Annotated in this window: 10 protein-coding genes; 6 read left to right on the forward strand and 4 right to left on the reverse strand. The window is 72.1% G+C overall.

What is annotated here, in order from left to right; genetic code table 11:
• Window positions 1-19 precede the first annotated feature (19 nt).
• Entirely contained in the window at window positions 20-811 is a 792-nt protein-coding gene (locus ACMW4R_RS08130; RefSeq protein WP_058627425.1) for an ABC transporter permease, read from the forward strand.
• Window positions 811-1,551, forward strand: coding sequence for an ABC transporter ATP-binding protein (locus ACMW4R_RS08135; protein WP_193752623.1), 741 nt, complete (start codon window positions 811-813; stop codon window positions 1,549-1,551). The genes ACMW4R_RS08130 and ACMW4R_RS08135 overlap by 1 nt, the downstream gene beginning before the upstream one ends.
• Before the next feature lie 34 nt (window positions 1,552-1,585).
• Here ACMW4R_RS08135 and ACMW4R_RS08140 read toward each other — a convergent pair whose 3' ends face one another.
• Genes ACMW4R_RS08140 through ACMW4R_RS08155 form a run of 4 tightly spaced genes read right to left on the reverse strand, consistent with a single transcriptional unit; the run spans window position 1,586 to window position 7,230 of the window.
• Window positions 1,586-2,551 (reverse strand): glycosyltransferase family 2 protein, encoded by a 966-nt coding sequence (locus tag ACMW4R_RS08140; RefSeq protein ID WP_058629027.1) that lies wholly within the window; start codon window positions 2,549-2,551, stop codon window positions 1,586-1,588.
• A gap of 2 nt (window positions 2,552-2,553) precedes the next feature.
• A complete protein-coding gene (locus tag ACMW4R_RS08145; RefSeq protein ID WP_418299626.1) occupies window positions 2,554-4,467 on the reverse strand; it encodes a glycosyltransferase in 1,914 nt (637 codons plus the stop codon).
• Between the two features lie 49 nt (window positions 4,468-4,516).
• On the reverse strand, window positions 4,517-5,833 hold the full coding sequence (locus tag ACMW4R_RS08150) for an O-antigen ligase family protein (protein WP_418299627.1): 1,317 nt from the start codon (window positions 5,831-5,833) through the stop codon (window positions 4,517-4,519).
• Window positions 5,830-7,230 carry an O-antigen ligase family protein gene (locus tag ACMW4R_RS08155; protein ID WP_418299628.1) on the reverse strand — a complete coding sequence of 467 codons (1,401 nt, stop codon included), beginning with the start codon at window positions 7,228-7,230 and terminating at the stop codon, window positions 5,830-5,832. Before ACMW4R_RS08155 ends, ACMW4R_RS08150 begins: the two co-directional genes overlap by 4 nt.
• A gap of 62 nt (window positions 7,231-7,292) precedes the next feature.
• Between ACMW4R_RS08155 and manA the strand changes: the two genes are divergently transcribed.
• From manA to ACMW4R_RS08175, 4 genes are all read left to right on the forward strand, one after another.
• Window positions 7,293-8,447: a mannose-6-phosphate isomerase, class I gene (gene manA / locus ACMW4R_RS08160; protein WP_418299629.1), complete on the forward strand. Its 1,155-nt coding sequence runs from the start codon at window positions 7,293-7,295 to the stop codon at window positions 8,445-8,447.
• Window positions 8,448-8,591: 144 nt separating this feature from the next.
• Window positions 8,592-8,912, forward strand: coding sequence for a WhiB family transcriptional regulator (locus ACMW4R_RS08165; RefSeq protein WP_013583637.1), 321 nt, complete (start codon window positions 8,592-8,594; stop codon window positions 8,910-8,912).
• Window positions 8,913-9,007: 95 nt separating this feature from the next.
• On the forward strand, window positions 9,008-11,851 hold the full coding sequence (locus ACMW4R_RS08170) for a glycosyltransferase (RefSeq protein WP_058595469.1): 2,844 nt from the start codon (window positions 9,008-9,010) through the stop codon (window positions 11,849-11,851).
• Entirely contained in the window at window positions 11,848-13,245 is a 1,398-nt protein-coding gene (locus ACMW4R_RS08175; protein WP_418299630.1) for a DUF5719 family protein, read from the forward strand. The genes ACMW4R_RS08170 and ACMW4R_RS08175 overlap by 4 nt, the downstream gene beginning before the upstream one ends.
• Window positions 13,246-13,315: the final 70 nt, after the last annotated feature.

Raw genomic sequence — 13,315 nt, forward strand, 5'->3', positions numbered from 1 at the left:
TCGCACGTAGGATTCTCGGGTGACCCCCGCCACCGTCGGCGCCCCCGGTTCGGTGCGGCGCTCCCTCCACTCGCTGTGGCTGCTGTCGTCGCGCGACCTGCGCGTGCGCTACTCCACCAGCGCTCTGGGGTACCTGTGGTCGGTGCTCGATCCGCTCGTCATGAGCGGCATCTACTGGTTCGTGTTCACCCAGGTGTTCCACCGCTCGGTGGGGGAGGACCCGTACATCGTCTTCCTCATCACGGCGCTGCTGCCCTGGGTGTGGTTCAACTCCGCGGTCACCGATTTCACGAAAGCCTTCAAGAAGGACGCCCGTCTCGTGCGCTCGACCTCGATCCCGCGCTGGATCTGGGTCAACCGGATCGTGGTCAGCAAGGGCATCGAGTTCCTCTTCTCCCTCCCCGTGCTCGTGCTCTTCGCGGTCTTCGGCGGGGCCCAGGTGTCGTGGGCGCTCCTCGCCTTCCCCCTCGCGGTGGTCCTGCAGACGGTCCTCCTCGTCGGGCTCGGCCTGATCGTCGCCCCGCTGTGCGTCATGTTCGGCGACCTCGAGCGGACCACGCGGCTCGTGCTGCGCGCCCTGTTCTACGCCTCGCCGATCATCTACGGCGTGGGCAACCTCCCGGGTGTCTTCGCCGACATCGCGGCGTTCAACCCGCTCGCGGGCATCTTCACCCTCTACCGCGTCGGTTTCTTCCCCGATCAGTGGGACACGATGACGGTGCTCGTGGGGGCGGCGGTGAGCCTCGGCATCCTGGGACTGGGGCTGCTGGTGTTCCCGCGGCTGGAGCGTCCCGTGCTGAAGGAGCTGTGATGGTGGCCCCCGCTATCGATGTGCACGGGCTCGGCGTGCGGTTCCGGCGCAACCGGCGCGGCACGCGCAGCCTCAAAGACCTGTTCGGCGGCGCGGAGCGGCGCTCGCGGCCCGACGAGTTCTGGGCGTTGCGCGACGTGTCGTTCCGCGTGGAGCCCGGGGAGTCCATCGGCGTGGTCGGCCGCAACGGCCAGGGGAAGTCGACGCTGCTCAAGCTCGTCGCCGGCGTCCTCCTCCCCGACGAGGGCGGCGTCGAGGTCGACGGCGGAGTGGCGCCGCTCATCGAGATCACCGGCGGGTTCGTCGGCGACCTCACGGTCCGTGAGAACGTCCGCCTGACCGCCGGACTGCACGGGATGCCACGCGCCGAGGTCGCGCGCCGCTTCGACGACATGATCGCCTTCGCCGAGATCGGCGACTTCGTCGACACCCCGTACAAGCACCTGTCCAACGGCATGAAGGTGCGGCTGGCGTTCTCGGTCGTGTCGCAGCTGGACGAGCCGATCCTCCTGGTCGACGAAGTACTCGCCGTGGGCGACCGCGCGTTCCGCGAGAAGTGCTACCGCCGCATCGACGAGCTGCTCGCCGAGGGGCGCACGCTCTTCTTCGTCAGCCACAACGAGAAAGACCTGCGGCGCTTCTGCCGTCGCGGCCTGTATCTCGACGGCGGGCGGCTGCAGCTCGACGCGCCGATCGCCGACGTGCTCGACCGCTACAACGAGGACTACGCCACGCGCTGAGCCGCCCGGGCGGGCGGCCGTCGCGCGTGCGGCGTCAGCCGACGGGCTGTGCGCGCTCCAGCGGCGGCATCGGCGTCCACGACGCGTCCCGCAGGATCCGGCGGCCGTCGCGCAGCCCGCGGAACAGGTGGCTCGTTCCGCGCACCTTGCGCTCCACGACGACGAGGCGGATCAGCTCCTTGACGAACGTCAGCGCCGTGCCGGCGGAGAACGGGAGGGGCTGGTAGACGCCGAGCTCGCGGTAGTACTTCTGCAGGTACGCGCGGTTGCGCATGATGTAGTACCGGTACGCGTCGCTCGAGGCGTTCATGTGCCGGATGCCCATGTCCCACTGCTTGATCTCGCGCGTGCGGCGCAGCACGAACTCGTTCACGATGACCGACGGCGTCTGACGTGAGGCGAGCCAGCCGTAGAGCTGGTCGTCCCAGTAGATGAAGAAGCGGGGGTCGGGCAGACCGATCTTCGCGACGATGTCGCGGTGGATGAACATGCCCTCGAAGCATCCGGAGTTCATCGGCTTGAAGCCGGAGTCGTCGAATCCGGCGGGGGCGAAGGGGATCGGGATCGCCATCGACTCGGCCACGCGGTACTGCCAGTAGAACTCACTGCCGTCGTAGTCGTAGCGCCGACCCTGGATGCTGCGGAATCGCGGCGTCCAGTGGCCCATGCGGGCGAGGCCGTCCGAGACCACCTCGACGTCGTCGTCCATGAGCCAGATCCACTCGGACCCGAGCTCGTACGCGACGCGCATGCCCTCGCTGAATCCGCCGGAGCCGCCCGTGTTCGTCTCGAGACGGCGGTAGACCAGCTCGGTGGGCAGGCGATCGCGGAACGACTCGACGACCTCGGTCGTGTCGTCGGTCGAGGCGTTGTCGATCACGACGAGGTGTCCCGGGGCGGGGTCCATGCGTTCGATGCTCTCGAGCAGACGCGTCAACAGGTGCGTGCGGTTGTAGGTGACGACGACGATGGTCGCGGTCTTCGGATCGAAGGATGCCATGCTCACGAACGCTCCTCGAAGGTCGCGCGCCACTGCGCCTCGGACACCAGGTCGGGCAGCGCCCGACGGTACTGCTCGGACAGGCGCGGCCACTCGCGCTGCAGGCGCCGGTGCAGCAGCAGGCTCTCGCGCAGCATCCGCCGGTACTGCGCCCGGTCGCGCGTGTAGATGTTCTGTCCCGACCCGTCGGCGGCGCTGACGAGGGCGCTGTCGTAGTGCGGCACCCGCCACCAGTGGGCGTCGCCCTTGCCGAACTCGACCTCGGGCTGCGCGACGTTCTCGGGCCGCGGGGTGTGGAACCAGTGCGAGAGCAGCGTGCGCAGTGTGAAGACGCGCAGACGCAGGCCCGTGGGGCTGTCGAACTCGTGCCGCTTGAGGCGACGGAACACCTGGCGTCCCCGGCGCGAGCGCAGCGGCACTCCGGAGTCCTTGTGGATGATCGTCTCGGGGTGCTTCTTGGCGATGGCGCGCGCCTCGGGCATCGCGGTCGCGAGACCGCGGCGCATGTGCGCGGGGCCGGACAGCACGTCGCGGAGCGCGCGGTGACGGAGCTCGACCGGGTAGTACTGCATCATCATGAGGTGCTTGAGGTCGAGACGCCGACTGTGCCGGATGAGGGTGCCGCCCTGCGGTGAGCGCGAGTGTAGGAGAGCAGAGACGATGCGATTGCGGGCGTGGAAGTACGCCTGCCAGTCGATCGAGTCGTCCTTGCCGACCCACGAGACGTGCCACAGCGCGACACCGGGCATCGACACCGTCGGGTAGCCGGCATCCCGAGCCCGCAGGCAGAACTCGGCGTCGTCCCACTTGATGAACGCCGGGAGCGACAGGCCGATCTCGCGCAGGATGCTGGTGGGGATGAGGCACATCCACCAGCCGTTGTAATCGGCGTCGAGGCGCATGTGCAGGATCGGGCTCTGGCGGAGGTTCGCGACGCTGAAGTCGTGGGGGAGGCGCTCCTGGTACAGCGCCCGCCACATGAAGGGGGCGTCGTCGACGACCTCGGCCCAGGCGTGGAGCTTGGGGCGGTCGAGCAGGTCGAACATGTGCGCGCCGACGATCGTGGGGACCGAGGCGTAGCGGCCGAAGACGACCGACCGGCGGATCGACTCGGGCTCGATGCGGACGTCGTCGTCGAGCAGCTGGACGAAGTCGCTCTCGGGGCGCTGCAGGGTCTCGGTCATGGCGCGGGCGAATCCGCCCGAACCGCCGAGGTTCGGCTGGCGGATCACCTGGAGGGTCTCGCCCAGACGCGACGCGACCTCGGGGTACGCGGCCTGGTCGGCGACGAGATCGGTGCCCTGATCGATGAGGAACACGCGGTCCACGACGTCGAGCACGTCGGGGGCGTCGGCGAGCGCCTGCAGCGTGTTCACGCAGTAGTCGGGCTTGTTGTACGTCGTGATGCCGATGCTCGCCTTGCCCGCGCGCACCGGCTCCTCGTCGGTCGTCCACGTCGCGCCCTCGAACATCGCGTCCGAGCGGTCGGCGGCGACGTCGAACCAGATCCAGCCCCCGTCGCTGTACTGGTCGAGGGCGAGGTCGAACGCGGTCTCGGCGGAATCACCGCGGACCTCGCGGGTCTCGATGCGCTGCTTCGTCCCGGCCCCGTTCGAGCGGTAGACGAGGATCGTCGCGTCACCCGAGGTGTGCACGGTCAGGCGCACCCGACGGACGGCTGTCCAGTGCTGCCAGTACGACGCGGGGAAAGCGTTGAAGTACGTGCCGAACGAGACGCGGCGCCCCGCCACGATGCGGGCGCGGTGGCGGTCGAGCACGTTGCTCAGCTGCGCGACGTTGGTCACGCGCACCGGCTCTTCATCGATCGTCGACCACGTCTCGGGGTCGACGTAGAGGGGGAGAAGGTCGGGGTCGCGGTCGAGCGGGAGCACGGCGTTCTGCAGGGTGTACGTCACGAAGGGTCTTTCGTCGAAGGCGCAGGCCGTCGGGCGGCCGACCCGGAGTCTACCCGGCAGCGGTGGGCGGGCCCTGAACGCCCGGCCCCTCGTGCGGTGCCGGGGCCGGCGTCATCCGGAGTCCGAGGCTCTCTCGCCAGGAGCGGGACTGCCCGGCCCGTACCGCGCAGACGACCAGGAGGAGCAGACCGGCGCCGGAGAGCGTGAAGCTCTCGAACAACGAGAAGGTCAGCAGCGCGACGAGGGTCAGCGGGCCCCACGCGTGCACGGTCGAACGTCTCTCGGTCGCGACCAGCCAGCCCCGGGCGAGGGCGAGGGCGCCGAGGGTGAGGAACAGCAGGAGTCCCACCCAGCCCAGCTGCAGGAGCACGTCGAGGTAGGCGTCCAGCGCCGAGGTGTGCTGCTCGCCGAGGGCGAAGTTGAGCGACGCGAACGGGAAGGAATCGGACGACCACGTCCCGAACCAGCCGAAGCCCTCGACCGGCCGGTAGGCCACGTAGGTCAGCAGGCGAGACCACAGGTCGGTGCGCAGCGAGAAATCGGCGCGCGCGTCGACCAGCGCCACGATCGCGTCGCGCATGCCGTAGCCGGCCGCGACGGCCGCGATCACGCCGATGCCGAGGATGAGCTGTGCGAGAGGGCGGCGCGGCGCTGAGAGGCGACGCACGAGCGCGAGCGCGAGGGTCGCGGCGCCCGTGGTCACGGCCACCGCGACCACGGTGGGCGAGCCGCTCAGCACGGCGAGGGATCCGGCCAGGACGACCGAGGCGATCGCCGTGCCCGCGCGCACCGACTGCGTGCGGTACTCGACGAGGAAGGTGATGAGAGCGATGACGGTGACGAAGCCGAGCACGTTGCGCGTGCCGAACAGCCCCTGCACGGGGCCGAGCGAGGCGATGTCGCCCTGGATCCCCAGGAACGGGATCGGAAGATCGAGCAGGATGCCGCTGAGGATCTCGAGCGCGAGCGAGGCGCCGAGCAGCCATCGGAGCACGTCTCCCAGAGCGCGCACCGTCTGCAGCGCGTCGCGCACGTGCCCGATCACCACGGCGAGGAACGACACCGCCACGAGCTCGGCCCACCCGCCGAGACTCGAGAGGGGATCCGCGCTCCAGAGGACGCTCGCGCCGGCCCACGCGAGAAGAAGCACGAGGGTCGTGGGAGCGAGGCGGACGAGTTCGATCTCGCGCCGCCGGACGATGAGCACTCCCACGCCGAGGATGCACAATCCGAACACGATCGTCGCGAGGGTGACGTCGCCCGACACCCCGCGGATGGCGGTCGAGCCGAAGACGGCCGCGAAGACCGTGAGGGTGAAGGCTCGCGCGAAGCCCGCCGAGGCGAGCAGGGCGGGCGCCGCCCTCACGATCCGGGGCTCTGGGGCTCGCCGCGCTCGATCGCGATGCTCTGCTCGGCGGGGCCGACGCCGACGAGGGGCGCTTGCTTGATCTTCGCCCCGAAGAGCACCACGAACATCCAGCCCCACAGGAGCAGCGGCCCCGACTCGGTCAGCCCCTGCACCACGAGAAGCGCCCCGATGAGGGTCGGCAGGAGGGTGAGGGGGGAGTACGGGCGATCGGCGCGCAGATCCCACCGCGGGCGATCGATCGCGAAGAACCACGAGCGCCACAGGTAGGCGAGGTAGACGAGCGCGAGTAGGACGACCCCCACCCCGCCGAGTTGGAAGAACACGTCGATCCACACGCTGTGCGCCTGGACGACCGTCTGGCCGTGGTCGACGATCCAGCCGTCGATGAGCGGCTCCGAGGCGATCCAGGGCGTCGAGAAGCCCCAGCCGGTGAACGGACGCTCCGCCGCGCGGGCGAGGACGTCGGCCCAGATGCCCTCGCGGCCGGTCAGGTCGGCTCCGCGCCCCAGCAGTCCGAACACCGTGTCGCGGCCGAACCACAGGGCCGCGCCGCCGCCGAGTCCCACGAGGGCGTAGAGGACGTACCACCGGGTCCGCTCGCCGGGACGCCGCGCGGTGCGCATCACCAGGACGGTCGCCAGCACCAGCGCCACGAAGGCCGCCGAGACGAGGGCGGTCGCCGACCCCGCGCGGACGAAGAGGAACGCGGCGACCACGATCCAGCCGAGCAGCCACAGGCGACGGGGAGCGCCGGCGGCGAAGCGGATCGCGAACACGATGATCGCCACGAGCATCACGGATGCCAGCAGGTTCGCGTTGCCGAAGATGCCCTGGATGCGCCCGCCGTCGAAGAGGTTGTCGCGGGACCAGTACACGATCGGGTCCATGCGCGAGGCCGGCAGCGCGAAGCCCGGCAGGATCGGTCCGCGCACGAACACGGACACCGCGAGCTCGAACAGCAGCGACAGGCCGACGATCCACTTCGCCGCCGACGCCACCGCGCGCACGACGTCGCGCCACGTGAGGACCGCACCGACGAACAGCCCCTGGAAGGTCGTGATCCCGAGCAGCAGGAGAGTGAGGACGGATGCCGCGGGCCAAGCGCTCCAGAGGACGGAGAGGAAGGCCCACGCGACATACCCGAACGCGAGCCAGGGGAGGCGGCGCCAGGCCACGGGCGGGCGGACGACGATCCACACGACGGCCGAGACCACCGCCGTCGCGACGACGATCACGGTGCTGGCGACCGGGCCCACGGCGTTGACGAGACCGACGCCGCCGAGCGCGAGGACGATGACGAACACGCACCACGCCCGCAGCAGCAGGTGCCCGGTGGTCTCGCGGACGGGAGCCGAGGGCGGCGCCGAGACCGGGTGGTTCGTGTACATGACCATGGTGGATTCAGGCTACCGTCCGGGTCCGGTCGGCGACGGGCCGGAACGCTAGGCTTTCGCCCGTGCTGGTTGCCCTCTCGAACACGCCCCGTGACTACGCCTGGGGAAGCCCTACCCTCCTCGCCGAGCTCGAGGGGCGTGTCCCCACGGGCGCCCCCGAAGCGGAGGTGTGGTTCGGCGATCACCCCGGCTCGCCCGCTCAGGTGCTCGACGGCTCGGGGCGCACTCTCGACGAGTGGCTTCCCACGACGCCCGGCGCCCCCGACCGCCTGCCGTACCTCCTGAAGCTGCTTGCGGCCGGCTCCCCGCTCTCGATTCAGGTCCACCCCTCGAAGGACCAGGCGGTCGAGGGCTTCGCCCGCGAGGAGGCCGCGGGTGTCGCGCGCGACGCCGGCTCGCGCAACTACAAGGACGACAACCACAAGCCCGAGGTCATCGTCGCCCTCAGCGACACCTTCACCGCGCTCGCCGGCTTGCGCGACCTCGATCAGACGCGGCGCCTCGTCGACGCGCTCGGCGACGACGAGGGCGTCCGGGAGCTCCGGCAGCGCCTCGCGGACGTCGACCCGGCCTCGGCCCTGCGCGCGGCGATCGGCTGGGCGCTCGGCGAGGCGAGCACGCCGCAGATCGAGCAGATCGTGGAGGCCGCGGCATCCGTGACCTCCCCGGAGTTCGCCGCCGAGGCGGCCCTCGTCCGCCACCTCCGCGCCGAGTACCCGGGCGACCCCGGCATCGTCGTGGCTCTGCTCATGAACCTCGTCGAGCTGCGCCGCGGCGAGGCGATCTTCGTTCCGGCCGGCGTGCTCCACGCGTACGTCGCGGGCCTGGGGGTGGAGATCATGGCGGCGAGCGACAACGTCCTTCGCGGAGGCCTGACGCCCAAGCACATCGACGTCGCCGAGCTGCTCGGCCTCGTCGACTTCCACCCGGCGGCGCCGCCGCGCCTGGAGCCGCGAGCGGACGACTCCGGTGTGGAGCTCTTCGCCCCGGGCATCGCCGACTTCGCCCTCGCGCACGTCGCACCGTCGGCGGCACCGGCGCGGGTCGCCCTGCGCGGTGTCTCGATCGCGGTGGGTGTGTCGGGGGAGGCGACCGTCACCGGTGCGTCCGGGACGAGTGTCGCGTTCGCGCCCGGCCAGGCGGCGCTCGCCACGGCGGACGAGGGCCCCCTCGTCGTCAGCGGCGGTGAGGTGTTCGTCGCGATGCCGGGGGAGTGAGCCGCGACACGCCGATGGCCCGCGTGAAGGTTCAGGTCTGCCTTGAGGGTTTACGATCCGCGACTTGACCAATCCGAATGACACAGGTGTAATTACTCGTACGCGAATCCGCGTCACGAGGGCTCGACTGTGGGGGAGGACGACATGACGTCGCAGTACCGGTCCGGTGTTCCGGACAACTGGTTCGTCGATCCGGTCGACCTCGGTGTCCCCGGCGTCCGTCGCGACATCGACGCCGTCGAAGAGAACACGCTCGCGTGGCAGACCGATGCGCTCTGCGCGCAGACCGACCCCGAGGCCTTCTTCCCCGAGAAGGGCGGCTCCACGCGCGACGCGAAGCGCATCTGCACCTCGTGCGACGTCAAGTCCGAGTGCCTCGAGTACGCCCTCCAGAACGACGAGCGTTTCGGGATCTGGGGCGGTCTCAGCGAGCGCGAGCGTCGCAAGCTGAAGCGCCGCGCCTGATTCGTCGTCCGACGGTACGGTCCTTCCCGGGCGATCGCCCTCACCCCGGCGCGGCGTCGGCGAACGTGCGGGAGCGCGCTTAGGCTGACTGCGCCATGCCCGCCCGTGTTCACGCCATTCTCGTCGTCCGCCCCGAGGGCCGGACTCCCGCCGCGCACCATCTGAAGCGCACGCTCGCGGCGATCTCCGCGCAGAGCCGACCCGTCGATGCGCTCACCATCGTCCTGTGCGGGGCCGATCCCGAGCTGACGCAACTGGCCGCGTCATCCGGTGCCGAAGGCGTCATCACCGCCTCGGCCGGAACTCCGTTCGCCGTCGCCACCGCCCTGGCCACCCCGCGGCTCACGGGCGATGCGGTCTGGCTCCTCGCCCAGGACACGGCCCCCGAACCCGACGCCCTCGTCCGGCTCGCGGGGGCGCTCGAGCTCTCGCCGTCGCTCGCGGTCGCGGCTCCCAAGCTCGTCCGCTGGGACGAGCCGGAGGAGATCGTCTCCCTCGGTATCAGCCTCACGCGCCACGGGCGCACGGTCGAGCTGGCGGCGGGCGAGTTCGACCAGGGCCAGCACGACGGCGACGCCGACGTCCTCGGCGCGGACGTCCGCGGACTGCTGATCCGCCGCGAGTCCTGGACGGCGCTGGGCGGTCTCGACCCCGCCCTCGGCGGTGCCGACGAAGGCGTCGATCTGGGCGTCCGCGCCCGCCTGGCCGGCGACCGTGTCTCCCTCGTACCCGCGGCGCGCGTCGCGGTCGCCGGGGACGGCGTCGCGGCGATGGCTCGCGGACGCCGCCGCGCGCGCCGGCGTGCATTCGCCGAGCGGACCGCGCAGCTGCACCGCCGTCTCGTCTACGCACCGGCGGCGGCCGTCCCGTTGCACTGGCTGTCCTTCCTCCCGCTGGCGCTGTGGCGCACGATCCTCCACCTCATCGGGAAGGTGCCCTACCGCGTGCTCCCCGAGTGGGGTGCGACGATCCTCGTCATGGCCCGCGTCGCAGCCGTGGCGCGCGCGCGGCGCCGGATCCGCGCCGTCCGCTCGGTCGGCTGGTCCCGTATCGCCCCCCTGCGCGTCTCGCGCTCCGAGATGCGGCTGCGGTGGGAGGCCGCGGACGCCGGTGTCACCGATGCCCCGGTCCGCTCCGAACTGCGCTTCTTCGTCGGCGGAGGCGCGTGGGCCGTGCTCGGCGCGCTCGCGGTCTCGGCCGCGCTCTTCTTCCCGCTGCTGGCCTGGCCCGTGCTGGGAGGCGGCGCTCTCGCGCCCCTGCGCGCCACGGTGACGCAGCTGTGGCAGGACGCCGCGTGGGGCGAGCGCCCCCTGGGCCTGGATGCCATCGGCCCGGCCGATCCGTTCTCCGCGATCATCGCGGTCATCGGCACGCTGTCGCCCGGCGACCCCTCGCGCGCTCTCGTCGTGCTGTGGGTCCTCGCGCTCCCGCTCGCCGTCCTCGGCGGGTGGTTCGCCGCGACGCGCGTCACCGAGTCGTCGCTGCTGCGCATCACCGCCGCGGTCGCGTGGGCGCTCGCCCCGACGTTCCTCGCCGCGATCGTCGAGGGCCGCCCCGCCGCCCTGATCGCCCACCTGCTCCTGCCCTGGCTGTTCTACGCCGCGAGCGTCGCCCATCGGGCCTGGGCACCGGCGGGAGCGGCATCCGTTCTGCTCGTTCTGGTGCTCGCGTGCGCGCCGTCACTCGCCCCCGCCGTCGTCGTGCTCTGGTCCGCGGCTCTCGTGGTCGTGGCTCTCGTCGCCGGCCGCGGGGTGGCACGCGTCGTCTGGCTCGTGGTGCCCTCGATCGTGGTGTTCGCGCCCCTCGTGTGGACGCAGGTGCGCACCGGGAACCCCTGGGGGCTGCTCGCCGACCCCGGCATCCCCTACGCGGGCAACGAGGTCTCGGCCGACCCGCTGGGGCGCGCGCTCCTCGCCGCGGGCTTCCCGAGCTCGGATCCCGGCGGATGGGCGAGCGTCATCGACGGCCCCGTCTGGTGGGTCGGCCTTCTGATCGCGCCGCTCGCCGTCCTCGCCCTGCTGGCCGTCCTCACCCCGCGCTGGGTGACCGCGTCGGCCCTGCTCATCATCGCGGCCGTGGGCCTCGCGACGGCCTTCGCGGCGGTCGGGGTCGCCGTGTCGTTCGACCACGGCACGGCGGTGCCGCTCTGGCCCGGCGCGGGCCTCAGCCTCGCGTGGCTCGGCGTGGTCGGCAGCGCGATGGTCGCTCTGGATGCCGGGATCGTCGATCGCGTGCGCGTGCTCCGGCCGATCGGCGCTCTCGTGACCCTCGCGGCGCTGCTCGTCGCCGTGAGCCCCGCGCTCACGGCATCCCTGGATCAATCGAACCCGCGCTCGGTGCTCACCAACGGTCCGACCTCGACGCTTCCGGCCTTCGTCGCCGCGGAAGGGAGAGGCTCGACCGCGATCGGCACGATCGTGCTCGACCCGCGCGCCGACGGTCTGCGCGTGGACGTCGTGTGGGGCGGGAGCGCCACCGTGGGCGGGCAGAGTACGGTCCAGGCGACGCGCATCGAGGCGCAGCCCGCCGACCGCGAGCTCGCCGCGTTGGCCGCCGACCTCACCACCCCCTCGTCGGACGATGCCATCGAGCGCCTGGGGGAGCGGGGCATCGGATTCGTCCTGCTCCAGTCCGCCTCGGCCGGCGAGAACGACGTCATCCGCGGCGCGCGCCTCGCGGCCGCGACGTCGCTCGACCAGCGCGACGCGCTCGACGGCGTCGGCACCACCTCGCGCGGCGACCTGTGGCGGGTGACCGCGCCCGTGCAGCCGCGGGCACCGCTCGACGACCACCAGGCGCGTCTGCAGAGCCTCGTGACCTTCGGGTCGCTGGGCGTCCTCCTGGTCGCCCTGCTGCTGGCCGTGCCCACCGGTGCCTCCCGCCGGGTCGCGCGCCGCACGCCCCGCATCGTGGGCCCGAACCCGGGAGGAAGCCGATGACCAACGACCGCCGACTCGTCCGCTGGGCGACGACCAGCGCCCGCGTGGTTGCCGGCTCCGTCGTGGCCGGAGCCGTCGTCGTAGGAACGGTGGCCGGCATCGCGGCGCCGTGGCCTACGCTCACCGCGAGCCCTGTTCGCATCGAGGCCACGCCCGCCGCGTCCGACACCGTGCTCGCGTGCGACGGTCCGCTGCTGGCGCTCGGGCGCAGCGCCGAACAGGCGGGCGCGCTCAGTGCGGCCGCACCCCAGCAGGTCGTGAGCGGACCGGCCGACAGCGGCGCGGTCGACAGCGCGCTGACCGGATCCACCGGCGACGGCTCGGGTGATGCGACGGCGCTTCGCGCCCAACCTCTCGGCGGGGCGCCCGCGCCGCTCGCCGCCGCGGGCTCTGCGACGGCGACCTCGGAAGACCTCATCGGGTTCGCGGCATCCGCGTGCCGTCCTCCGCTGGCCGAGTCCTGGCTGGTCGCCGGCGCGACGACGACCGGGGCGAACGATCTCGTCGTCCTGGGCAACCCCGGCGATGTGCCCGCGACCGTGCAACTGTCCGTCTACGGAGCCCAGGGTGTCTCGACGCCCCCGGGCGGCAGCAACCTCGTCGTGGCGCCGGGGACGCAGCGCGTGGTGCCGTTGGCCGGCCTTCTGCTCGGCGAGGAGAGCCCGGTCGTGCGTGTCACGGCGTCGGGTGCCCCCGTGCGCGCCTCGCTGCAGGCGAGCCTCACGCGTCTGCTCCTTCCGGGCGGCGTCGACCAGGCCGCCCCCTCCGCCCAGGCGGACACGCACCTGGTCATCCCCGGCGTGCAGATCCTGACGGCGGGCGGCGGCGACGCGGGGACCGTCCTGCGGCTCCTCGCCCCCGGTGCCGCAGCCACCGCGACCGTGACGCTCGTCCCGGTGGGCACGGCGACCCCGGGCACGCCGCGCACCGTTCCGCTCGAGGCCGGCAAGCCGACCTCGCTCGACCTGTCGGGGGTGGACCTCGGGGCGTACACGGTCGACATCACCGCCGACCAGCCCGTGGTCGCCGGCGCATGGTCGACGACGGGGTTCGGGCAGGGCGCCGACTTCGCGTGGTACAGCCCCGCCCCCCGGATCTCGGTGCCCAGTGCGGTGGCGGTGGCGGCGGGCGCCGGTGCCGCACTCGTGCTCACGGCGGACGCCGGCAGCGGCGACGCCACGGTCACGCTCACCCCGGCCGACGGCAGCGCACCGCTGACCCTCGCCGTGCCCGACGGGGGCACCGTCTCGACAGCCGTCGCGGCGGGCGTCTACACGCTCGAGGCGAGCACTCCCGTGCGGGGCGCGGTGACGTACTCGTCGACCGGTGCCCTCGCGGGGTACCCGCTGTGGCCGGCGAACACCGCCGAGTCGGCGGTGACCGTCCTGCCGTAGGCCTGGCGTTCCGCGGTTGCGCGCGGCGTGGCTACGCGCGCTTGGTTACGCGCGGCGTGGCTACGCGCGC

It is taken from the genome of Microbacterium sp. S1037, assembly GCF_048381605.1.
GTDB lineage: Bacteria > Actinomycetota > Actinomycetes > Actinomycetales > Microbacteriaceae > Microbacterium > Microbacterium testaceum_B.